This is a genomic window from Paenirhizobium cremeum (assembly GCF_022884085.1).
GTDB classification, from domain to species: Bacteria; Pseudomonadota; Alphaproteobacteria; order Rhizobiales; family Rhizobiaceae; genus Allorhizobium; species Allorhizobium cremeum.
On the sequence record NZ_JAGGCS010000021.1, the window covers coordinates 31,565 to 51,051 of the forward strand.

Sequence of the window (19,487 nt, forward strand, 5' to 3'; positions counted from 1 at the left end):
CCGCATGAGCATGAATTCGGAAGATCGAAAACGATGGCTGCGTGGGACCTATCTCGGACGCATCGTCGAGATTGCGCAGCACTACGCGGCGACGCGGACATATTTCATCGATGCCAATTTCGTTGCCTTCGTCGCCGGCGAGTTCGAGGATTTGCGCGATCTTTCGGATGACGATCGTCAGTACCTGAGGGATCAGGTCGGACTTGAATCCTTGCGACGTGTCGCCCTATCGCGCGCAAGAGACCGCGAGGAGATCTTCGGACAGCTCATCGCCGACAACGATGATGTCGTGGCTCGCGACGCCGAATTCATGTTCGACATCGGGTGGGTCGGTCTCGTGCGGGATGCTGTTTCGCGCATGCGGACCTATCCGACGTCGTGGAAAGTCCGGCTGGACGGCGGCAAGGAAAAGTTCGGCTGCCTGGTGCTTTTTGTCTCATTCGATGTCGATGCTCGGGGCGCCATGCCAGAAATCCGGCGATTGCGCGAGGAGGTCAGGCTGCGATCGCTGGCAACCTGCGACATTTGCGGGGATCCCGGCAGACTGCGGATCGGGCAGTGGGCCAAGACGACGTGCGGCAAGCATGCTGCCGTGCTCGGATCGTTCAGGGAGGACGACGGACGATGGGCAGATCCATGGCATTGGCTCGAAGACGGGCAAGACGATCCTCCCGAGGCCGCCGAAGTTCTGAAAGATCTCCTTCCTGGGCGCAAACGTCCGAAGAGCCATATTATCGATCTCGTGCCACGAACCGACATCGCCCGCCAGATCGAGGCTGATATCGAGACCAATTATGGACGGAAGGCTGATCTGCTGCTGGAATTCATCGACAAGCTTGAGATCGCGGTTGTCGCCGCGATGTCGGTTGCCGATCACGATGTGGATTTCTGGCTGAGGTCCGAGGTCGATCGGTGGGTTGGTGTACAGCCCTTGTCCGACGACGACCGGGCGTTTCTCCGCCGCTATCTTCAAAGCCTGGCAATCGACGAACGTTGCCGGCGACAGCGGCGCGACAGCGGAGCGCAAGCGATGGCAAGATTTTTCGGCGACCATCCGGTGCTGGGGCAGGAGGCTGCTCTGCTCACGGGGCGCGAGAGAAAACTGCTCGAGGCCTATGCCGGGGATCTGACCGACGCTGCCTGCGGCAGCGTGGTGAAGGAGGGATATCTCGACCGCTATGTCAGCGACGAGGTGGCGCTGTTTCCCTTCGTGCTCGACCTGTCGCCGGCAGACGTTGCGTGGCTGCGGCACTGGCTGCGCCGCATGATCGACGCCGAATATGCGCGGATACGGGAGAGGCAGCCAAAAAGCTGATGTCGATAAGAACCGACCAAAAGGTGGACAATGCCGGATATCCTCATCGCCGCAGGCTGGCGTCGCATTCTTGTCGAGGCCCGGGGCGAGGTCTCAAGACTCCCGCGTGAATGGGATATCGAGATCGTCTCGGCGACACGCGCGCCGGACGGTTCGCTGCGGCTGGAGGCAGCCTATAACGCCTTCGACATGCCGCTGGATGAGAGTGTTGCGCACCCCTGGCGCGCCTGGCAACTGATCCGGCAGGCTGCCCGGGCACGCTCGCTTCTCACCTGCGAGATCTGCGGATCTGCCGGTCGGGCGAGGGGAGGTGGAAACGCTGGCCTCGTCCGGTGCGATCACCATGTCGATGTCGCCTACGACCCGAACGACAAAGAGGATCTCAGGCACTTTCTCGAGGATTATGGCGACGGGCTGGACTTCATGCAAGAAATGCAGCGGATGTCCAGGGACAGCGACGATGACACGCGGCGTTAAAGTCGATGTGGGAGACGGCTGGGCGGCCATCATCCTCAACATCATCGTTGTCGGATCAGCCTGGCCGCCAGCATGGGGATTTCGGCTTCACCGGGCCTGGCGAAATTCTGGCCGCATGCGGATCCATGTGACGACGGACGGCGATGATCCGGTATCGCTCGAGGCAACCAGCCCTCAGCCGGATCGCCTGGCATCGATCCGGCCGAACCTGAACCCGATGGACCACCGGAATGGATAACGACGAATACGAATGCGTGTGTGACTGGCTGCAGCTCAAATGGCTGCCAATCGAAAATCCGTCCGCAGCCGAGACTGAACGGATGGACGAATACCTGGCGCTGCCGGATAGCGAGCGAAGCGCCGCGATACGGTCAATGTCCGAGGACGAGGCGGAATGGTACATCGAACTGGAGACTGCCCGGGCGCTCTATGTCGACCCTGTCGATCGGGGCGGTATAACCGCCGCCAAGCTCGCACGTTATCCCGACCGATATCGTTGGGATCCCGAAAAACCGGCGGACTCTGAACGCGGCCGCCAGTCACGAACGAACGTCCTTTAAAGATTCTCAGACAGTTTGATATTGGCAGGATCGTTCATGGTCATGGCCTGCGAAAAGGATAATGCGACGGCGTTCAACTCACGCCAGACATCGGCGACAAAGATCGGCAAATGCAGCATGGTATGCTCTCCAAGCCTTTAATTATAAAACCGTTTATGTGACATCAGGATCGGCAAAAAATGGAAGAGGTTCCAACACGGATAGAACCAGCCTTTTTCGAGGAATCCATACCAGCATCGATGGCGCAAAATTGCGGAACCAAGGAGCAATAGCCCCACTGCGTACAACGTAGCCACGCTCTTCCTACGGCTTGCGGACATAGATGGGATCCTCAGGCAGCGGATCAGGAACGCGCGATTTTCCGTGCTCGTTCACGCCGGCGCCGATTTCGATGATCTGCCAAAGGTCGTCCGCATTCTCCATACCGAATTCATCTTCCAGCATCGCGATGAACGCCCTTGTCGAAAGAATGTCCAGATTAAGATCTTCGCTCTGCCTGAGGGCTGCGCGGGCGCGTCGGTCATCGACCAGGAGAACGACAGCCTCGCTGTCCTCGACGATGGTTTCTGCCGCCTTGAGAATGTCGAAAAGACTGTAGTCGCCGCGATCAGCCCAGTCCGGCTTCAGGTCAGGATGGCTTCCACCCATCGTCCAGTTCGTCATCGCTTTCGAATATTCGCGTCCGACGGCGGTTTCAATCACCGAAACTCGATGCCTGTTTTCGTCAAACCATTCCGCTATCGTTCGGCGTTGATCCGTCCGTTGATCGTCGCCAGGATCTGGATCTCGTGTGGCCTCGATTTGCACCATATCCGTGATCCAGACGTCGACGCCGGGAACGAACAGACAATCCAGCGCCTCGCGCCCGGCCATGGAGAGCAGGGAAAGCGGCGAATTGTCCGGGATGAGAAGGCGTGGCCTACGAGAGATATCGTCATCCATCATCGCATGCGCCACCGGCTCATCGCGCGATCAATCTCTTGCTCGATCTCCTCCGAGTTCCGTCCATTCAGAGCATCTTCGGCCATTCGGACAACATAGGAGGGATCGCGCGTATCGTAACCAAGCGGATCGACCGATCGTCTATGGAGTGTCGGTCGGGATTTGCGAACTTCAGCGGGGACGGGTTCCCCTGCTGCGGTCTTCAGTCGAATGAACTCTTCCGCAGACATAACCACTGCCCGAGGCTGTTCCCGGTTCGTCACCAGAACAGCTTCGACATCGGCCGCCCTTAAAACGTCACCTAAGTTCTTTTGCAGGTTGATCGAGCGAATAGTTTGCATCATACACCTCCGGGCAATTTACGTAAATTTACATATTTCGCCTTTCAGCGCAAATTCTTCATGAGAGTGGAATGGGGCTCGGCTCCGCCCCTCCCTCATGCGGCAATCGAGGCCCCGATGCCCCGGCCGCGATCCGCAGCCTGCGGCAACACTGTCTGGATAACCGGACGGATCTGGAGGCAAGGCCGCCGATCGTAAAATCTTAAGCCTGCAGGCAGTTTTGGGGCTCCCAGCGTTGCCAGGTCCCTGTAGCGTCCGGCTTCGATCCGCTGGAGGTAACACGATGACGATCTTCAACTCTCGCAATCCCGCCGGCCAGGCGGCGCTGGAACTGGGCCTGCTCACCGCCGGCATCGCGTCGACGTTCCATGACGCGCTCGCCGCCGGCATCCAGGCTGCCGACCGCGCCCGGGAGCGCCGCGCCGCCTATCAGTTCGCGTGCGACCTGGCGGAGGCCCGTGGCCGCGCCGACGAACTCGGCCATATCGCCATTCGCGCCGTCAAACATGTTGCGGCGCTCGAAGCCGAAGTCCGTCGTCTGCAGACCGCTCTCACTCAGCGCCAGGCCCATATCGACCGTCTGCGTACGGGAGGTGGCGCATGAGTGTTATCCCCGATCTTTCCGATGAGGGTCTGGTGAAGCAGTGTGGTGATGTGATGCACGAGATGCCGGAATTGTACGAGGCGCTGCGGCGCTTCGAGATCGAACGCCGGCCGCGATCCGGGCCGGGCGATTTCGCAATGAAGAGCAATGGTATCTCAATGGAGCGTGTCGGCAGCACGATACGCATTCGTGTTGCTAGTGCCAGGGGTTAGAACAAGTTCGCGAAACCGGGCGGCCACCACTTGTCGCTTTGCCTCCTCGGTTTCTTCGGCGCTCGGGATTTTCAGGATCTCGGGCGCCTCCACCTCCGGCTTCGGCCTGGCATAAGCTGGCTTTACACTCCTGGCTTTCAGGCTGCGAGCGCACGCGGCCGTCGTCGACATGCTGAGCTTGACGAGATCATCGTCGCTCAACCGCAGCAGCCAGTCCTGTTCCGCCACTTCCAGCACAGACAGATCCATCGTGGCACGGCCGGCAGCGTCCGCCCGGGCGTAGAGGCGAACCACTTCGGCCGGAGACATCGCCCGCGCCATCGCATCGGCCGCCGCCTGCTGCTGTTTCGCAAGCCGATCGGCATCATCGACGTCGGAAGTTTGTATGTTTTCGAACCCTTCCGTGTCCGGTGGCGGCATCTGTCCGAACAATCGCAGGATTGGGGCAAAAATCGCCACGAGCAGCCCCAGGGCAGCGTCCAACCAGGTCAGCGGGTTGAGCAAGTTCCACAGCGATTTCTTTGGTCTTTCCTTTTTCATGTCGGACTCCCTTGGTGATGAAGCCAAGAGTCTCGCCGGCGACCGCAAGTGACAAAGGGCGCGAAGTCGTACGATCCTGCCCCTCCGCGATCGTTCACCCGTCGAAGCCGGGATTATCGCCACTCCATCGAACATCGGGTATCGAAGTGCCGCCAAGAAAATGCATCGGACGTTCATTTTCCCTCTTGCGCCCGGTTTGGTTTGCTCCAACACTTTTGATGTGGGGTCGCACAAAGGCGGGTTTCCACAGTCGATAACCTCCTGAACAGCAGGACAATTTAACGCACGACGACCTCGGCGCGAATGGCGAAGCCATACTCCAGGTCTCCAACAGAAGGTCATGCGATGTCGCACAACATCACCAAAATCATCGAAGGTCTCCGCTACAGCACACTCACGGCGACCGAAGTCTGCAACTTTGAGAGCTCCAACGGTTCGAGGGACTTCCGCTACGAAGATACAAGCCTTTACCTGTCGCCCCGGGGGCGTTTCTTCCTGGCGGGGTATGGCGGTCCGCTGAGCAGGTGGTCGCGCTCTGATTACGGCGGCTACACTGGCGGCGAGGGATTGCTCCCCGTCACCATCGCGGAAGCCCGCTCGTTTGCCGAGGAGCACGCCTCCGCGCAAACCATCGCAGAGTTCTTCGAGATCGAGGACGCCTAACATGGAGCGCATGAGAGCCAGCAAAAGCCCGGGACGGCAGCGACAAATCGATGCGCTCCTGCAGCAGACGAACCGCCACGAGATCGACATGGCGGCGGCATCCTGACCTGCCTAGTCAGAGGCTCGTACTTTGACGCGGACGCCATCAAGGAAGCGCACCCCCGTGCCCTTGAACTGGCATATCTCCACCTCGGCGACGACTGAGGAACCTGGCTGATCACGGCGGGTAGCGAACACCAACGGAGTCCCAGCATGAACAAGAACGACGCGAATGCCCTGCCTCGGCGGGAGCGGCGAAGCCATGCCGATCGACTGACGGTCGACGTGCCTTCAGGGACACTGACGGCCCTCAAGATCCACGTCGCCCGCGCGAAACTACCATTCGTGCAGTGGTGACCTCGCTGATCCAGAGGGAAATCGCATCGGAGGGTCAGCGCGAATAGAACCCGGCGAATGGTCGTCGATCGACACTACCAACTCCACCGGCCACTCGGCCGTCTATTCCCCGAATAGGATACCGACATATGGACATGAACAAGATCGCAGCTCAAGAAGCTCTGTTCCACGCATGCTGCGAGGCGCTGGTTAACCAGATGCGCAGCATTGACGAGGCCGACTGTGGCGATGGCCTCACTGCAGGTTGGTACCTGCAACTCACTCCTACGGGCATCAGCTTGCGGCAAGAGGCAGACGTACAGAACAAGCCGCGGACGCTGTTGGTAAGCTTGCCCTCAAATCTGCATGTCTGGAACCTGGCCCGGGCTTTATCCTCATCGACCGGCTGCATGGCGATCTCCTATGTGCTCTTCATGTTCGGACAGTTTCCCGCCGACATGCCACGGCAGTATCGCGACGAGATCCGGAAAGCCGCCGAGGCCGTCGTGTCCCATGCCGTAAAGCTGCAGCATGACGAGGAAAGAGCTGAATTCGGCCGCAAGTCAGCGACGCGGCACTAGGTCGCCGTGACGCTTCGACCATTTGACTGACCCTGGGTGAGGGCGCCCGAAACCCTCTCGACCCTAGAACACGGGATCGCTACCCGGAATCCCAATCCTTCTCATCAACACGTGTCTTTCGACGCGGCCATTGGTCCGCGAACGGAAAGTCGCGCTCATCACCCGGAATTCTCTTGATGAACCCTGCTCAACCACTCTACTCGACCGCCTATGGACAAGCCTGGTGCGGCAATGCGCTCGAACTCATCGATCGGCTTGATGAGGAAAGCGTCGACCTGGTCATGACCTCGCCACCGTTTCCGCTGCTGAGACCAAAAGCTTATGGCAATGAGGACCAGACCGCTTATGTCGACTGGCTCGCCGCCTTTGCCGAGAAAGTCATGCCAAAACTCGCAACAGACGGCAGCTTCGTCATCGATCTCGGCGGGGCCTATCAACGCGGCACCCCTTCTCGCAGCCTTCACATCTACAAAGTCGTTCTTCGTCTCTGCGAAGACCTGGGGTACCATCTTTGCCAGGAATTTTACTGGCACAATACGGCCAAGCTGCCGAGCCCGATCGAATGGGTGAACAAGCGCAAGATCCGCGCCAAGGACGCCGTCAACACGATCCTGTGGCTCGGCAAATCGCCGTGGCCGAAGGCAGACGTCCGAAACGTCCTCACCCCATACAGCGAAAGGATGCGCAAACTTCTCGCGGAAACAGATAACCGCACGGAAGAAGCCGTTCGACCGAGCGGGCACAGCATGACGAAAACCATTGCACGCGATAACGGCGGAGCTATTCCTTCCAACGTGCTGGAAATTCCAAACACGAGCAGCAATGACGCCTATCTGCGCCGCTGCAAGAGACTTGGGGTAACCCCACACCCGGCCCGGTTTCCAAGATTGCTTCCGGAATTCTTCATCAGGATGCTGACCGCTCCCGACGATCTCGTCGTTGATATCTTTGCCGGATCAAACACGACCGGCGAGGCGGCGGAGAGGTTGCATCGGCGCTGGATCTCATTCGAGATGAACAGGGATTATGTCGCGTCCTCCCTCCTTCGTTTCGCCACCGACACATGCGACGACGATTTGCGCGCTGCCTATACAGCCGTGTTGGCACCGAATGAACTGGACCTTGCCAGCATGTCATCCACCCCGACGCACGTGCCGGACGCGGGCTTTCGGGAGATTGTTCATTCGGAGCGGATTTGGAGCGCGTCGCCGTTGGGTTGAACTTATGACGGCGCCGATCCTCGATAACCAAACAGTGGGCGCGAAGCACATGCCGGGAAGGGCCAGAGCAGGGGGGCCAGAACAGGGCAACCTCACCAGAGGCAACGGCATCATTCTCCCCACCTTTCCGCCATGTCATTCAACCCGCTCGAAATGTTGGGGAAATCGATCCGCCGAGGTTGCCGCAACCGGCCGATCTGATCACCTTCGAATGAATTCAATGCGAATCTCAGTATGCGCGTCTTTGCCCCTGCTCTCTCCAAGGCCCGTTTCGAACAACTGTTGTGCGCATCTGCCGTGGAGCAGGACGAAGAGAGGCAAGTCGTTGAGATCACGATCCGAGAGCGGATGAAGGCCGGTGGAGGCCAGTCCGCGGAAAAGAACATTTGAGCCTCAACTCCAGGCTCAAAACCGATCTTGAGCGGCAATCGGATCCTCGCCGTTGCCTCGGTTAGCCGGCGTATCGCCAGCAAATCTACCGGTGATGACCGGCAGATAGCCCCTTTTCCGCTTCTTGCGTACCAGCATCAGAAAATGGATCGCGGCGTCCCGCTCGATCGCGAAAACGTCGCGTTTCTCACCGCCGCGCTTGCCGATCCGTCCCCATTGCCGCACGACGGCGATTTCACCGAAGAGCGTCGGTTCGATGGCGAGCATATAGTAGCGCGACAGGTTTTGGGTACGGTCGATCTTGCGACAATAGAGACGGTACGGGTAGAGAGCCATGCCGGCAGCATCGCCAAACCGCTGCCTCAAGTCCAATGAGACTTTTGAATCGGTCGAGGCGCTCCGATTCATCGGCGTGATGGGTGGGTTATCGGCGCCGGAAGCTCTCATGGACAAACCCGTTGGCAGGACCAGTCATCCTAATTCTGCGCGTTGTTCGGGGCTGTGCCTGGAGATGATGCGACCCTATTTGTCGATCCAGCCGAGTTCCAGCATCTCCTCCTGCGTCATGGAGCGCATCATGCCGGTTATCGAGTCGCCGGTGTTCTTGGTTTTGACGTCTGCGCCATGCTCCGAGAGCCTGTCGTCGCGCAACCCCGAGCAGGGCGCAGGCGGCCTTGGCCTGACTGCACGCGGCTCAGCGGGCATCGCATCAGGAAAGTGGAACCTGAAATGCGTCCATGTAATTATATCCGCATGAAGCATGACCTCCGCTCAATCATGAGGTAATCCCCATGCGGACCGTAGATGACTGGCTCGAAGACTGGCTTGCCGAGCATCGCAATGTCAGGCTGGAAGACGCGCACCCGATGGCCAATGCCGTGCGAGCCGCTGCGCTCGCCGATGGTTATAGCCTGGAGCTACTTCGTGATGCCGGCGACGGCGACATAGAACGGTTTGTAGGTCCCGTGGTGGTTTCGCAGGTTATCGCGGGGTCTACCGTAGCGCCGCTGGAGGGGACAATCGGAAGAGTTTAAGGCGGGCTCAGAGAATGCCCTGTTCGGCTTCCACCTCAGCAATGGCCGCTTCAAGCTTTTCCATCATCCTGCGCAGTGCCGCCTCTGACGGCCTTGGATCCAATCGATCCACGCTTTTGGTCACGCCCTCCCGCGCCTTGGCGTATACCTCAAGGCGGGCTGTTGGCGTGTTTTCCGGTAGCCGGGCGAGAGTGCTGCGCAGGATGATGAGGTAAGGGTTCATGGCCTTGGACCGTACCCGAAGCATGTAAACCGCGTGTTAAGCTCAAACGTGGCCGTCCAGCCTGGCGAGTATCCTCAGGGCCTCCACACGGTCAGGCTCCCAGAATTTCAGGCGGGTCATTCCGTCCTCACCGGTAGTCACAGTAAACGCTTCGCAGTGCATTCCCATTTCGAGCAGCCGCTCTTCCACGGCGGCTATGTTTCCGGCGAGGGACGACAGCGGATCCACGACCACGTATTGAGCGCGCATCTGTGCCAGCATTCGTTCCCCCTTGCCGCTGAGGAGCCCCATCGGGTGAAAACTCTACAATTCAGAGATGCTAAGCAAGGACATGCCTGAATGTTGGTAAGCAGGTAAGGTTACCCGCTGAGGCGACAATTGATGCCGGGCGGAGCAAGTCATGAACGCACGACCAGACAACCTTTAGATGGACGAGAATTGACCGCAGGCGGGTCGCCGTGAAAGAATTCGTGGTGCCGGGATTGAGCAGGAAGCGTTGATCGGCTCGACGGCATCGCCAATGCAGCGATGATTTGAAATCGTCGACTTACGACTTTGAATTGGCCGTAATTTGGTTTAAAAACAGTCGAATGAAGACTGAAGATTCGTCGCTACATTACTACGATCGGAAAGTCGCCCCGAAAATCCGGGAGGCGCTGGAAGATACCCGTGTTGTTCTCATTTCCGGCCCACGACAGGCAGGCAAGACAACCCTTGCGCGGCAGTTCGTCGCAGACGGTCGGCCATATTTCACCCTCGACGACATAGGTACCTTGGCGGCAGCCCGCAGCGATCCCGTCGGATTTATCCGAGGGCTGGATGGGGCAGTTATAGACGAGATCCAAAGAGCCCCAGAGCTTATGCTCGCACTCAAAGAAAGCGTCGACGTCGACACTAGACCGGGTCGGTTCTTGATCACTGGCTCTGCCAATCTTGCGACGGTTCCCGCCATAGCAGATTCCCTGGCGGGTCGTATGGCCGTAATCTCGCTATTTCCATTGGCTCAAGCCGAAATCGTCCGCGCGCCGGGCGAGTTCCTGCACCGGGTGTTTTCGGACGAACCGTTTACATCAGTAGGGTCGCCCGTCAATGCGGGAGACCTTATCGAGATTGTCCTCAAAGGGGGATATCCCGAAGTCTTGCGAAGAAAGAGTGCCGGTCGAAGACAAGCTTGGCTCGACGACTATATCTCCTTGATTCTGGATCGTGACGTTCGTGATATCGCAAATATCGACCAACTCGATCGGCTTCCGAGATTGCTGAGCGTATTGGCGGAACACGCGGGTCAACTTACGAACAATTCCAGTTTCGGATCGGCGCTGGCGATCTCCAGCGTCACAGCTCAGAAATACGTCGGCATCCTCGAGCGCCTCTATCTTCTGAAATTGGTCTCGCCTTGGTCGACCAATAGCCTCAGCCGTCTGATTAAAACCCCGAAGATGCACTTCGTCGACAGTGGCCTGCTTGCTGCCGTGCGCGGCGATGGTGAGGAGAGGCTACGGCGAGACCGGGGGCGCTTCGGACCCTTGCTCGAAAGCTTCGTCGTATCCGAAATCCTAAAGATCGCAGCCTGGACCGATCTCCGGCTATCGTTCTCTCACTATCGCACGAAGGACCAGGATGAAGTGGACCTCGTTATCGAGGACCGTCGCGGTCGGATTGTTGGGATCGAGGTTAAGGCGTCGGCAACAGTCCGTCCGTCGGACATTAAGGGTTTGCGCCAGCTCAAAGCTGCGACAGGAGATCGTTTCCTGCGGGGGCTCGTGCTCCATGATCACGATCGGTTCACGCCGTTTGATGAGAATATTTCGGCAGCTCCACTGTCAACACTATGGACGTTATAACATCACATAATGCGATTTATGGAACAAAGCCGCGATGCTCTTTTGCGGAAGGTGTGTATATTCGCAAGTCTTAGGATGCGGACTCATTAGCTGAGGCGATCCATATCCTCGTTGCGGCAAGTTTGAGGGCGGCCATGTAATTGTCTGCACGCCGGTCGTATCGTGTCGCAACGCCGCGCATCTGCTTGATACGGTTGAAGAAGCGTTCCACGAGGTTGCGCTGACGGTAGACCCAGCGGCTGAAGCTGAATGTCTGCTTTCGGTTGGCCTTTGCAGGGATGTTCGCCCAGCATTTGCGTTGTTTGGCAAAGTTACGAATTGCGTCGGTGTCATATGCCTTTTCGGCGAGGATCGTCGCGCCGGGCCGTAGGTCGCTCAACAGCTTTTCAGCCATTGGTGCATCGGCGGCTTGGCCGGCGGTGAGTTCCAGCCGAACCGGTCTGCCATCTGCATCGACAAGAGCATGGATTTTTGTCGTCAGGCCGCCGCGCGAACGTCCCATGCAAGGATCGGCAGAGCCCCCTTTTTAGCGTTGGCACCATGCTGGTGAACACGAACACAGGAACTGTCTATCATCACTATGTCTCCATCGTAACGCTTTGAAACGGCGTCTAGAAGACGATCCCAGACGCCTGCCTTACGCCAGCGGGAGAACCGATTATAAAGCGTCGTGCGCGGGCCATAACGCTCCGGCACATCTCGCCAGGACGAACCAGTCCTGAAACGCCACAGGATGCCATTGATCACTCGGCCATCATCGACACGTTCAACTCCACGGCTATTGGTCGGCAGGAGTGGTGCGATGATGTCCCATTCTTCGTCGCTCAATTCGTGACGGCGCATGGCAATCTCCTTTTACGGAAATTGAATCACACACCGTCAATAAGATGAACCCAATTTATGGGGACACTGCCTAGTCGGAATATATAGTATGCAAGTGGTCTGCGGATGACAGCGGCGGTCGATGGAGTTGTTATCGGCCGCCGTCGTCCTTCACGGCTTGGCCGGCAATCTTTCGGTTGTCCAAGCGGCGATGTAGTCGAACAGGTTCTTCTGGGAGTTCGCATAGGCATTTTCAGGCCCGCACAGCTTGCAGGGCGCAAAGCCGTGGTTTGCTCCTTCGATGTAAATCAGATCCCGATCCTTGGCGACAGAATGCTCGTAGATCTCTTCGGAGTCGCGGATAAACAGATATCCCGTCATTCCGGCGACTAGGGTCGGGACCGTTATTTTCTCCACGGCGCAGATCGTGGAATTGTTGGAAGAACAATGATCGATACCGTCGAGCGAATTGGTCGAGCGAACCGCTTGCGTCGTCAGGAAGGACGTCAGCGTCAGTTGCTTTGTGCCCTTACCGAAGGAATTTGTCGTCTGCTTGGCGTCGAGTTCCGGCGGGCTGACGGACGTGACAATTTCCTTGACGATGGAAGCGTCGTTTTTGATCAGCTTCTGCGGTGCCCGCGTCTGTCTGAGGGCGATCGCGGTGTCCATGCTATGCAATTGCGATGCACCACCCGGGCCGGCTCCCGGATTTCCGCCATGAGGAATGAAGAAGGCTTCATCATCCGGGTAAGGCCCTTTGCCTTCCTGAATTTTTCGTCTCTCCGCCAATGCCTTGTCGATGAGCGCGTTCATGCGCAGCGACTGTGCCTGATAATACCGTGTCTGGAAATCCTTTGAATAGTGGGAGGATCCCGATGGATTATACCCGTTCTCAGTTGCATATGGATCGAGTTTTGCGTCGAATTTCCCGGGTGTTTCGTCCATGACGGAGCCATTGAGGCTTCGCAGCAGAATGACCGGTACACCAGGATGGGCGTCGGCCAGAACGATCGCATCCGCCTTGGGAAGGCCGGCCAGATCGTCTCTGCAGGGCACAAGCTTCTTCGGATCCTGACAGAAGGACAGGCCTGCTTCGGCCACCGCCTGATAGAAGCTGAGCGTCGGCCCCCCTCCGCTATGGCCGAGCAGCACTACATAGCGAATACCCGGCTGCTTGCGCAGGAACTCCACCCCAGCCTTGACGTCCAGCGCGATCCGGTCCCAATCGACAACCATCTCGTTGTTGTTGAAGCGGGTATTCATGCAAAGGGCCGCGAACCCGCGCTTCGGCATTTCAGCGCATGTCGGATGGGTCAGATAGTTTGCAGTCCTGTGGATCGCCAAAAAGGCAACCGTCGCCTTGCCGTCTGCCGGCATGTGAAAAATACCGGACGCGGCGCCAAAGCTGACATATTCCGGCGGCGGCGCCGCGAGCGCCAGGTTTGCCGAAAGGCACGCCACGCCGGCGCAAATCAGCGCATAGATGGTTTTCTTCAAAGTCGAACTCCTCCCTCATATGATAGTGATGGTCAAATTTCGCCCCGTATTCCGGGCGATGTTATGCAACGATCCGCAAAAGCTCCCTCGCCATGCGGGCATCCTTATCCTCATTGGCACCGATGGATGTGCCGATCCCGAGATAGCGCTCTGCTATATCTGCAGATCCGGCGAGCGCGGCCGCCGCGCCCTCCATGACCATCTGCCCGTTTTCGATGACATAGCCGCGGTCGGCGATCGAAAGCGCCTGTCGGGCATTCTGCTCGGCCAGCAGAATGGTGATGCCTTCGCCGCGCAGACGCTGGATCAGCTGAAAAATCTCGTTGACCAAAAGCGGCGCCACTCCGAGCGACGGTTCATCGAGGATCAGCAGCCGCGGCCGCGACATCAGTCCACGTGCGATCGCCAGCATCTGCTGCTGGCCGCCGGAAAAATTCCCTGCCACATCGCCGAGGCGATCTTTCAGCACCGGAAAGAACATGCAGACGAATGCCAGCTGGCTCTCGATATCCATCGACAGTCGCGACGGCACACTGTAGGCGCCGAGCCGCAGATTTTCGAGGACCGTCATGCCGCCGAAAATCTGTCTGCCTTCGGGAACATGCGCAATACCGAGCCGGAGCCGGTCCGATGCTGAAAGGCCCTTGACCGACTTTCCATCGAAAATCACTTCGCCCTGCATGGGCGTCAGGATTCCCGACACGAGTTTGGCAATCGTGCTTTTACCGGCACCGTTGGATCCGACCAAGGTTGCGATCTCACCGGCATCCAGGGACAGAGTAATCTTGTTCAGCACACTCGCGCCGGTATAGCCCGCGGAAACGCCTTTCAACTCAAGCAGCGGCATTCTGCTCCCTCCCCAGATATGCTTCGATGACCTGCGGGTTTCTCTGAACCTCCGCGGCCGATCCAGCGGCGATGACCCTGCCGGCATCGAGAACGACCACGTGATCGGCGACATTCATGACCAGTGACATATTGTGTTCCACCACCAGGATCGAGATTCCGGCAGCGCGGATCGCTCTCAGAAGGGCGGCCAGTTCCTCGGTTTCCGTGTCGTTGAGACCTGCGGCCGGCTCGTCGAGACAGAGAAGCCGGGGGCTGCCCATCACGGCGCGGACGACTTCCAGCAACTTCTGGGCACCCATAGGCAAGTCCACGGCATGCGCATCCTTGAAGCGCTCGAGGCCGACGATTTTCAGCATCGCCAATGCCTGGGACCGGATCCTCATCTCTTCGCGCCGGCTTTCCGGGCTCCACAGCATCTGGCCAAAATCACTGCTTTTAATCAGGCGATGGCGACCGACCATGACGTTTTCCAGAACAGTCAGACCCGGAAAGACACGTGCCGACTGGAATGTCCTGATCAGGCCGAGATTGGCGATGTCCATGGGGCTCCAACCGGCAATCTGCTTTCCAAAAAATGCAACGGTTCCTTCGTCGGGCGGGAAAATGTTGGTGATCAGATTGAAAACCGTCGTTTTCCCTGCACCGTTGGGTCCGATGAGCGCCGTGATGGAATTCTCCTGTACGGAGAAATTCACGCCGTCGGTCGCCTTCAGCCCGCCGAACTTTTTCGATAGACCGTCCACTCGCAGGATATCCGTGCCGTTCGGCTGTTTTAGATCCTGGCTCATTGAGCACCTCCTTCCGCCAGTCCCTGGCTGTTCGCGACGGTTTTCGGGGTCGACACGCGGCTCATCGCGTGCGCGATAACGCCGTACATGCCGCGCGGCAGATAGAGGAAACAGAGGATCAGCAGCGCCCCGCTGAAGAAGGTCTTGTACATCGCCAGCGGCTGGAAGATCGTCGGCAGCATTGTCAAAAGCACGCTTCCGAACACAGGGCCGACAAGCGTCCCTTCGCCGCCGATGACGAGCATCGAGACCAGTTCCAGCGAGCGTGCCGTCCCCACCATTTCAGGAGCGAGGAAGTTGAAGGAGTAAGCCAGAAGACTGCCGGAGATCGATGCGAGAGCGGCGCTGATCATGAAGACGGCCAGCTTGTAGCGGACAATGTTGATACCGAGCGCGCTGGCCGCCATCTGGTCAGACCGTATCGACTGCAGGGCGCGGCCGAAACTCGTGCGTAACGCACCGAAGAGGCAGAAAAGCACCACGACATCGACCGCGACAACCAGGAAGTACATGGACATCGGCGTATCGAAATACAGGGGACCGACCGAGAAGGACGGGATCCCGACCATCCCCGACGGTCCACCGGTGATGTCGATGAAACCGATGGCGCAGGAATCGATGAGCAGTCCGAATGCCAATGTCGCCAGTGCCAGATAGAGACCACGCAGCCGCAATGTCACGATCGACAGCACCAGGGCGGACAGAAGCGACAACATGACGCCCGCCGCAATACCGAAGACAGGCTCTATCCCGTAATTGATCGAGAGATACCCGGCCGTATAACCGCCGATCGCCATGAAACCGGCCTGGCCAAGGCTCACCTGTCCCGTATAACCCATCAGCAGATCCAGGCCGATCAAGGCAAGGAAAATGATCGCGGCAATGGTCAGGCTCGAGATATACGCAGCCGGAATGACCAGCGGGACGACAACGGCGATGACGATGCCGACTGCGGCGGCGATCCAGGCGGTTTGCGGCGCGAGCCTCGTGAGGTGACCCCAGACTCGCGGTTCCTCGCGAACGTCTTGCCGGCGGGTAATCTTGGACGGGATAAGACCGGTCGGCGCATAGATGAGGATAAACAGCAGCAGGATCAGTGCGATGGCGTTGCTGAACAGTGACGAAACGTAGGCCGTTGCAAACTGGGTGACCAGTCCGAGAAAGAGACCTCCGACGATCGCGCCGGGGAAGGACGAGATACCGCCGATGACCACCGCGATGAAGCCGGATATGGTGAAAAGCTGTCCGGTATTGAATTGCAGCGTAGTCGTCGGAGCGACGACCACGCCGGCCACCGCCGCAATCAGTGTCGCCAGCGTGAAGCTGAGCAGCGTCATGCGCTTGACGTTGATACCCATCAGCGCGGCGGCGGATGGGTTTTCCGAACAGGCGCGCAGGGCCTTGCCGACCTTCGTCCGGGAGATCACGAACCAGACCGCCAGGAAGATGACAATTGCCGTGCCAATGATCCAGAACGTTTGCGTCGTGATCCTCAATCCGCCGATTTCGAGCGGCTGCTCGCCAGAGAATGCGGGAACAGAATAGGGCTGGCTTCCCCAAACGATGAGCGAGAAGCCTTCGATCAGCGTCAGGATGCCGACCGTCAGCATCAAAACGTTTGCATTGGAAAGCTTCTTCAACGCGGGTACGAAGGTGAACCATCCGATCGCCAGTCCTACGACCGTCGTTCCTCCCACCGCGCACAGAAGCGCGATGGGAAGGGGAAGGCCTAGTCGCTGGCTGAATGTGTAACCGGCGAGCGCCGCGAGAACTGCAAACCCGCCCTGCGACAGGTTTACGACCCCCGTCACGCGGTAGATCAACGAAAATCCGAGGGCGATCAACGCATAGATTGCGCCCAGCAGAACGCCGCCTACGAAAATCTGTAGGACTTCAGCCATGGTGGACTCCGAGTTTCGACTGGTATTACTTGAGCGGAGTTCCGCCTACGTCACTGACGGGAACCCAGGTCCCACCGGCGGTGTCCCACCGGGTTATGACGACATTGGATTTGTCCAGGCCGCGCTGGGGATCCCGCTTGAAATCGTAGACGCCGTTGATGCCTCCGAAATCCTGAAGGTTGTTCAGGTAGTTGCGGAGAGCATCGGCATCCGCCTTCGCCGGCATTGCCTTCAAGGCGCTGACGACGAGAAGTGCCGGGTCCCAGGCAAACGTCGAAGGCCCGTCGGGTTTCACGTTCGCCGATTCGAATGCCTTGTAAAAGGCTGCCTTTGCCGCCGCGACCTTCGGAGAAGCGTCGCCCTTTTCAGACTTCAGCCAATGGGGAGCGGGGATATATAATTCCTTCGGCAGAAACGAGGAATATTGCTCCATCTGCGCGTAGGTCATGTTACCGTCGGTAGTTCCTACCGGAACGTCAAAACCCGCATCGCGGATCGCCTTGAAAATCGTCCCGATCGGTGCGCCTGTGGACCATGCGATCACTGCGTCGGGATTGGCGCCCTTGATCCTTTGAACCAGTGCGCTGGCGCTGACTTCTGTCGGGTTGAATTGCGCTTCGGCAACGATCTTGATGTCGGACAGATCGCCCTTGCCCACGGATGCGGTAATATTCTTGTAAGCGTCCTGCCCGGTTGCGTCCGTGGAGGTTATCAGCCCGATATTCTTCCAGCCCCGGTCGCGGAAATATTTGAGCAGTCCTTCCGCCAGGCCCTTGGTGGAGACACTCGAACTGAAGACGAACTCTCCCGGCTTGGGATTGATCGACGGGGAAAGACAGTACAGAACCGGGCCGCTTCGAACCAGCGGACCCATGGCGTTGCAGAGGCCAGACACGGCCGAGCCGATAATGACCGGCGGAGCCCCAGCCTTGATGCTATTCACCAGCTGCACCGCGATCTGAGGGCTGGATTGGTCGTCGTGGAAGATGAACTTGATCTGTTTGCCATGCACTGTTTCGGTGGCTGCAGCCTTTTCGTAAAGTTGCAGGGCCTGTTGTTCGGCCTTGCCGAGAAAGGCACCGCCTCCGGTAAGCGGCAGGACCACATTGATGTCGAGTGTCTCCGCCTGTGCGATGTGCGCACCCACAGATACGGACATGGCTAGCGTTGCAAAGATAGTCTTAACCAGACCCAAAACCAAAACCTCCCTTAAATCGCGATCAATTTTTTCACGGGCATTTCGCTCCTCTGCGAATGCGTGGGTACGTTCTTAGATATCTTAGGATTTGTCAAGGATCAATTTCTGCCGGCCATATCGACAGAGAAGTTCAAAATAGCCGCGATCTTTTCCTGCTACGGACCTAGTAAATGCCCCAATTTTTTAGGTTTCGGCACAACCTTGGCGTATCGTTTGATATCTAATTATCTATGGTTGATGCCTGTCTTCGCGTGATTGCTATCGACACATGCTCATGTGATAGTGAGGACAAATGGAGTTTTTTAGGTATGAAAGCTGATACGGCTCAAAACGCCGATCTCGTCGCCGGCTCGGAAGAGCAAGTCGCCCTGCCGTTCGCCGCAAGCTTAGGTTACCAGGTGCGCCTGACTCACAGGCTTATCCAGAAATATCTTCAGCAGCGGATCGAGCCATACGGCGTATCGCTGGGAATGTGGTATTTTCTTCGGGCCCTATCGAACGAAGATGGATTAACGCAAAAACAGTTGTCGCTGATCGTTGGAACCATGGAGCCGACAACTCTTTCCGCGATCAAGGCGATGGAGCAGAACGGATTGGTCAACCGCAGTCGCAACAGCGAGGACAAGCGCAAGATCAACATTTTTCTTACCGAGCGCGGCCATAAACTGAAGCATGAGCTGATGCCCATCGCAAAAGAGGTCGTTGGTGCGGCAGCTTCCGGGTTCACCGAAAGGGAGATCCAAATGTTGATGCAATTCCTTGGTACCATCCAGGCCAATATGACGACCAAGATTCAGCCTGAAGTCGCCACCTAACGTTCTTCGTTTCCTAAGTGAAGACGAGTTGCCAAACGCCGAATCCTGCCGGATTTCATGGCTACGCGGCACTGCCGTTCTAAATTTTTGCAGAAAAAGCCCCACCTACCCCTGTTCTTATCCCCAGAACTAACTTAGCTTTCTAAGGGGATTACATTGACCTGAAGTGGCTAAAAGGGCCAGCGAAAGCGTCAGAACGGCGTTGTCACGTTGTTCGTGGCTTAACGGTTGACGGATAACCGGACGTGATGAGCAGTAAGCGACAAGGAGACCCCATCTGGCGCTGCTGATGGTGG

26 protein-coding genes are annotated in these 19,487 nt (G+C 58.0%); 13 read left to right on the forward strand and 13 right to left on the reverse strand.

Annotated elements, in window-relative coordinates; genetic code table 11:
• The first annotated feature begins 4 nt into the window (after nucleotides 1–4).
• Genes J5N58_RS24500 through J5N58_RS24515 form a run of 4 tightly spaced genes read left to right on the forward strand, consistent with a single transcriptional unit; the run spans nucleotide 5 to nucleotide 2,352 of the window.
• Entirely contained in the window at nucleotides 5–1,315 is a 1,311-nt protein-coding gene (locus tag J5N58_RS24500; protein ID WP_244713926.1) for a PHD finger domain-containing protein, read from the forward strand.
• Between the two features lie 30 nt (nucleotides 1,316–1,345).
• Complete coding sequence (locus J5N58_RS24505; protein ID WP_244713930.1) at nucleotides 1,346–1,792, forward strand: hypothetical protein; 447 nt, start codon at nucleotides 1,346–1,348, stop codon at nucleotides 1,790–1,792.
• The gene (locus tag J5N58_RS24510) at nucleotides 1,776–2,030 is read left to right on the forward strand and encodes a hypothetical protein (protein ID WP_244713933.1); all 255 of its coding nucleotides are present in this window, start codon (nucleotides 1,776–1,778) and stop codon (nucleotides 2,028–2,030) included. Before J5N58_RS24505 ends, J5N58_RS24510 begins: the two co-directional genes overlap by 17 nt.
• A complete protein-coding gene (locus J5N58_RS24515) occupies nucleotides 2,023–2,352 on the forward strand; it encodes a hypothetical protein (protein ID WP_244713936.1) in 330 nt (109 codons plus the stop codon). Before J5N58_RS24510 ends, J5N58_RS24515 begins: the two co-directional genes overlap by 8 nt.
• Here the strand turns inward: J5N58_RS24515 and J5N58_RS26000 are convergent.
• The 3 genes from J5N58_RS26000 to J5N58_RS24525 form a co-directional block, all read right to left on the reverse strand.
• Complete coding sequence (locus J5N58_RS26000; RefSeq protein ID WP_280520096.1) at nucleotides 2,349–2,471, reverse strand: hypothetical protein; 123 nt, start codon at nucleotides 2,469–2,471, stop codon at nucleotides 2,349–2,351. The genes J5N58_RS24515 and J5N58_RS26000 overlap by 4 nt on opposite strands.
• Before the next feature lie 184 nt (nucleotides 2,472–2,655).
• Nucleotides 2,656–3,297, reverse strand: a complete 642-nt coding sequence (locus J5N58_RS24520; RefSeq protein WP_244713939.1) for a hypothetical protein — start codon at nucleotides 3,295–3,297, stop codon at nucleotides 2,656–2,658.
• The gene (locus J5N58_RS24525) at nucleotides 3,294–3,638 is read right to left on the reverse strand and encodes a type II toxin-antitoxin system prevent-host-death family antitoxin (protein WP_125271792.1); all 345 of its coding nucleotides are present in this window, start codon (nucleotides 3,636–3,638) and stop codon (nucleotides 3,294–3,296) included. Before J5N58_RS24525 ends, J5N58_RS24520 begins: the two co-directional genes overlap by 4 nt.
• Nucleotides 3,639–3,918: 280 nt before the next feature.
• Between J5N58_RS24525 and J5N58_RS24530 the strand changes: the two genes are divergently transcribed.
• Nucleotides 3,919–4,239, forward strand: coding sequence for a hypothetical protein (locus J5N58_RS24530; protein ID WP_244713957.1), 321 nt, complete (start codon nucleotides 3,919–3,921; stop codon nucleotides 4,237–4,239).
• 155 nt (nucleotides 4,240–4,394) lie between these two features.
• Here the strand turns inward: J5N58_RS24530 and J5N58_RS24535 are convergent, their stop codons facing one another.
• The gene (locus tag J5N58_RS24535) at nucleotides 4,395–4,991 is read right to left on the reverse strand and encodes a hypothetical protein (RefSeq protein ID WP_244713960.1); all 597 of its coding nucleotides are present in this window, start codon (nucleotides 4,989–4,991) and stop codon (nucleotides 4,395–4,397) included.
• 345 nt (nucleotides 4,992–5,336) lie between these two features.
• On the opposite strand from J5N58_RS24535, the gene J5N58_RS24540 reads away from it, so the two are divergent.
• The 4 genes from J5N58_RS24540 to J5N58_RS24555 all read left to right on the forward strand — a co-directional run bounded on the left by J5N58_RS24540 (nucleotide 5,337) and on the right by J5N58_RS24555 (nucleotide 7,830).
• Nucleotides 5,337–5,654 (forward strand): hypothetical protein, encoded by a 318-nt coding sequence (locus J5N58_RS24540; protein WP_244713963.1) that lies wholly within the window; start codon nucleotides 5,337–5,339, stop codon nucleotides 5,652–5,654.
• Nucleotides 5,655–5,906: 252 nt separating this feature from the next.
• A complete protein-coding gene (locus tag J5N58_RS24545) occupies nucleotides 5,907–6,050 on the forward strand; it encodes a hypothetical protein (RefSeq protein WP_244713967.1) in 144 nt (47 codons plus the stop codon).
• A gap of 128 nt (nucleotides 6,051–6,178) precedes the next feature.
• Nucleotides 6,179–6,610 (forward strand): hypothetical protein, encoded by a 432-nt coding sequence (locus tag J5N58_RS24550; RefSeq protein ID WP_244713971.1) that lies wholly within the window; start codon nucleotides 6,179–6,181, stop codon nucleotides 6,608–6,610.
• A 176-nt stretch (nucleotides 6,611–6,786) separates the two neighbouring features.
• On the forward strand, nucleotides 6,787–7,830 hold the full coding sequence (locus J5N58_RS24555) for a DNA-methyltransferase (RefSeq protein WP_244713974.1): 1,044 nt from the start codon (nucleotides 6,787–6,789) through the stop codon (nucleotides 7,828–7,830).
• A 405-nt stretch (nucleotides 7,831–8,235) separates the two neighbouring features.
• Here the strand turns inward: J5N58_RS24555 and J5N58_RS24560 are convergent, their stop codons facing one another.
• A complete protein-coding gene (locus J5N58_RS24560; protein WP_244713994.1) occupies nucleotides 8,236–8,556 on the reverse strand; it encodes a WGR domain-containing protein in 321 nt (106 codons plus the stop codon).
• Here J5N58_RS24560 and J5N58_RS24565 point away from each other — a divergent pair.
• Together J5N58_RS24565 and J5N58_RS24570 are read left to right on the forward strand one after the other, a co-directional pair.
• A complete protein-coding gene (locus J5N58_RS24565) occupies nucleotides 8,555–8,977 on the forward strand; it encodes a hypothetical protein (protein ID WP_244713998.1) in 423 nt (140 codons plus the stop codon). The two genes, J5N58_RS24560 and J5N58_RS24565, sit on opposite strands and share 2 nt — an antisense overlap.
• A gap of 34 nt (nucleotides 8,978–9,011) precedes the next feature.
• Nucleotides 9,012–9,254 (forward strand): hypothetical protein, encoded by a 243-nt coding sequence (locus tag J5N58_RS24570; RefSeq protein WP_080823665.1) that lies wholly within the window; start codon nucleotides 9,012–9,014, stop codon nucleotides 9,252–9,254.
• Between the two features lie 7 nt (nucleotides 9,255–9,261).
• Here J5N58_RS24570 and J5N58_RS24575 read toward each other — a convergent pair whose 3' ends face one another.
• Both J5N58_RS24575 and J5N58_RS24580 read right to left on the reverse strand, forming a co-directional pair.
• Nucleotides 9,262–9,501, reverse strand: a complete 240-nt coding sequence (locus tag J5N58_RS24575; protein ID WP_125271678.1) for a hypothetical protein — start codon at nucleotides 9,499–9,501, stop codon at nucleotides 9,262–9,264.
• An 18-nt stretch (nucleotides 9,502–9,519) separates the two neighbouring features.
• A complete protein-coding gene (locus J5N58_RS24580) occupies nucleotides 9,520–9,738 on the reverse strand; it encodes a hypothetical protein (protein WP_244714001.1) in 219 nt (72 codons plus the stop codon).
• Between the two features lie 329 nt (nucleotides 9,739–10,067).
• Here J5N58_RS24580 and J5N58_RS24585 point away from each other — a divergent pair, with 329 nt between their 5' ends.
• Nucleotides 10,068–11,321 carry an ATP-binding protein gene (locus J5N58_RS24585; RefSeq protein WP_244714004.1) on the forward strand — a complete coding sequence of 418 codons (1,254 nt, stop codon included), beginning with the start codon at nucleotides 10,068–10,070 and terminating at the stop codon, nucleotides 11,319–11,321.
• Nucleotides 11,322–11,391: 70 nt separating this feature from the next.
• Here the strand turns inward: J5N58_RS24585 and J5N58_RS24590 are convergent.
• From J5N58_RS24590 to J5N58_RS24615, 6 genes are all read right to left on the reverse strand, one after another.
• Nucleotides 11,392–12,170 (reverse strand): IS5 family transposase gene (locus J5N58_RS24590; RefSeq protein ID WP_425314492.1). Its coding sequence is split into 2 segments (ribosomal slippage): nucleotides 11,392–11,841 and nucleotides 11,844–12,170, totalling 777 coding nucleotides; the frame shifts between segments, so codons are not numbered across the junction.
• 144 nt (nucleotides 12,171–12,314) lie between these two features.
• Complete coding sequence (locus J5N58_RS24595) at nucleotides 12,315–13,520, reverse strand: alpha/beta hydrolase family protein (RefSeq protein WP_244714019.1); 1,206 nt, start codon at nucleotides 13,518–13,520, stop codon at nucleotides 12,315–12,317.
• A gap of 181 nt (nucleotides 13,521–13,701) precedes the next feature.
• Nucleotides 13,702–14,487, reverse strand: a complete 786-nt coding sequence (locus J5N58_RS24600; protein ID WP_170986361.1) for an ABC transporter ATP-binding protein — start codon at nucleotides 14,485–14,487, stop codon at nucleotides 13,702–13,704.
• The gene (locus J5N58_RS24605) at nucleotides 14,474–15,277 is read right to left on the reverse strand and encodes an ABC transporter ATP-binding protein (RefSeq protein WP_046797641.1); all 804 of its coding nucleotides are present in this window, start codon (nucleotides 15,275–15,277) and stop codon (nucleotides 14,474–14,476) included. Before J5N58_RS24605 ends, J5N58_RS24600 begins: the two co-directional genes overlap by 14 nt.
• Nucleotides 15,274–17,178, reverse strand: a complete 1,905-nt coding sequence (locus tag J5N58_RS24610; RefSeq protein ID WP_046797642.1) for an ABC transporter permease — start codon at nucleotides 17,176–17,178, stop codon at nucleotides 15,274–15,276. The genes J5N58_RS24605 and J5N58_RS24610 overlap by 4 nt, the downstream gene beginning before the upstream one ends.
• A gap of 25 nt (nucleotides 17,179–17,203) precedes the next feature.
• A complete protein-coding gene (locus J5N58_RS24615; protein ID WP_244714021.1) occupies nucleotides 17,204–18,337 on the reverse strand; it encodes an ABC transporter substrate-binding protein in 1,134 nt (377 codons plus the stop codon).
• Between the two features lie 347 nt (nucleotides 18,338–18,684).
• Between J5N58_RS24615 and J5N58_RS24620 the strand changes: the two genes are divergently transcribed.
• On the forward strand, nucleotides 18,685–19,191 hold the full coding sequence (locus J5N58_RS24620; RefSeq protein ID WP_244714023.1) for a MarR family winged helix-turn-helix transcriptional regulator: 507 nt from the start codon (nucleotides 18,685–18,687) through the stop codon (nucleotides 19,189–19,191).
• Nucleotides 19,192–19,487 lie beyond the last annotated feature (296 nt).

Bases quoted from the DNA above. Each gene is read 5' to 3' on its own strand.
- J5N58_RS24505 (WP_244713930.1), top strand. From the start codon at position 1,346: ATGCCGGATATCCTCATCGCCGCAGGCTGGCGTCGCATTCTTGTCGAG.
- J5N58_RS24540 (WP_244713963.1), top strand. From the start codon at position 5,337: ATGTCGCACAACATCACCAAAATCATCGAAGGTCTCCGCTACAGCACA.
- J5N58_RS24500 (WP_244713926.1), top strand. From the start codon at position 5: ATGAGCATGAATTCGGAAGATCGAAAACGATGGCTGCGTGGGACCTAT.
- J5N58_RS24600 (WP_170986361.1), bottom strand. From the start codon at position 14,487: ATGCCGCTGCTTGAGTTGAAAGGCGTTTCCGCGGGCTATACCGGCGCG.
- J5N58_RS24605 (WP_046797641.1), bottom strand. From the start codon at position 15,277: ATGAGCCAGGATCTAAAACAGCCGAACGGCACGGATATCCTGCGAGTG.
- J5N58_RS24535 (WP_244713960.1), bottom strand. From the start codon at position 4,991: ATGAAAAAGGAAAGACCAAAGAAATCGCTGTGGAACTTGCTCAACCCG.
- J5N58_RS24580 (WP_244714001.1), bottom strand. From the start codon at position 9,738: ATGCTGGCACAGATGCGCGCTCAATACGTGGTCGTGGATCCGCTGTCG.
- J5N58_RS24615 (WP_244714021.1), bottom strand. From the start codon at position 18,337: ATGTCCGTATCTGTGGGTGCGCACATCGCACAGGCGGAGACACTCGAC.
- J5N58_RS24510 (WP_244713933.1), top strand. From the start codon at position 1,776: ATGACACGCGGCGTTAAAGTCGATGTGGGAGACGGCTGGGCGGCCATC.
- J5N58_RS24555 (WP_244713974.1), top strand. From the start codon at position 6,787: ATGAACCCTGCTCAACCACTCTACTCGACCGCCTATGGACAAGCCTGG.
- J5N58_RS24560 (WP_244713994.1), bottom strand. From the start codon at position 8,556: ATGGCTCTCTACCCGTACCGTCTCTATTGTCGCAAGATCGACCGTACC.
- J5N58_RS24575 (WP_125271678.1), bottom strand. From the start codon at position 9,501: ATGCTTCGGGTACGGTCCAAGGCCATGAACCCTTACCTCATCATCCTG.
- J5N58_RS24585 (WP_244714004.1), top strand. From the start codon at position 10,068: ATGAAGACTGAAGATTCGTCGCTACATTACTACGATCGGAAAGTCGCC.
- J5N58_RS24620 (WP_244714023.1), top strand. From the start codon at position 18,685: ATGAAAGCTGATACGGCTCAAAACGCCGATCTCGTCGCCGGCTCGGAA.
- J5N58_RS24610 (WP_046797642.1), bottom strand. From the start codon at position 17,178: ATGGCTGAAGTCCTACAGATTTTCGTAGGCGGCGTTCTGCTGGGCGCA.
- J5N58_RS26000 (WP_280520096.1), bottom strand. From the start codon at position 2,471: ATGCTGCATTTGCCGATCTTTGTCGCCGATGTCTGGCGTGAGTTGAAC.
- J5N58_RS24550 (WP_244713971.1), top strand. From the start codon at position 6,179: ATGGACATGAACAAGATCGCAGCTCAAGAAGCTCTGTTCCACGCATGC.
- J5N58_RS24570 (WP_080823665.1), top strand. From the start codon at position 9,012: ATGCGGACCGTAGATGACTGGCTCGAAGACTGGCTTGCCGAGCATCGC.
- J5N58_RS24565 (WP_244713998.1), top strand. From the start codon at position 8,555: ATGCCGGCAGCATCGCCAAACCGCTGCCTCAAGTCCAATGAGACTTTT.
- J5N58_RS24515 (WP_244713936.1), top strand. From the start codon at position 2,023: ATGGATAACGACGAATACGAATGCGTGTGTGACTGGCTGCAGCTCAAA.
- J5N58_RS24595 (WP_244714019.1), bottom strand. From the start codon at position 13,520: ATGCCGGCAGACGGCAAGGCGACGGTTGCCTTTTTGGCGATCCACAGG.
- J5N58_RS24520 (WP_244713939.1), bottom strand. From the start codon at position 3,297: ATGATGGATGACGATATCTCTCGTAGGCCACGCCTTCTCATCCCGGAC.
- J5N58_RS24525 (WP_125271792.1), bottom strand. From the start codon at position 3,638: ATGATGCAAACTATTCGCTCGATCAACCTGCAAAAGAACTTAGGTGAC.
- J5N58_RS24530 (WP_244713957.1), top strand. From the start codon at position 3,919: ATGACGATCTTCAACTCTCGCAATCCCGCCGGCCAGGCGGCGCTGGAA.
- J5N58_RS24545 (WP_244713967.1), top strand. From the start codon at position 5,907: ATGAACAAGAACGACGCGAATGCCCTGCCTCGGCGGGAGCGGCGAAGC.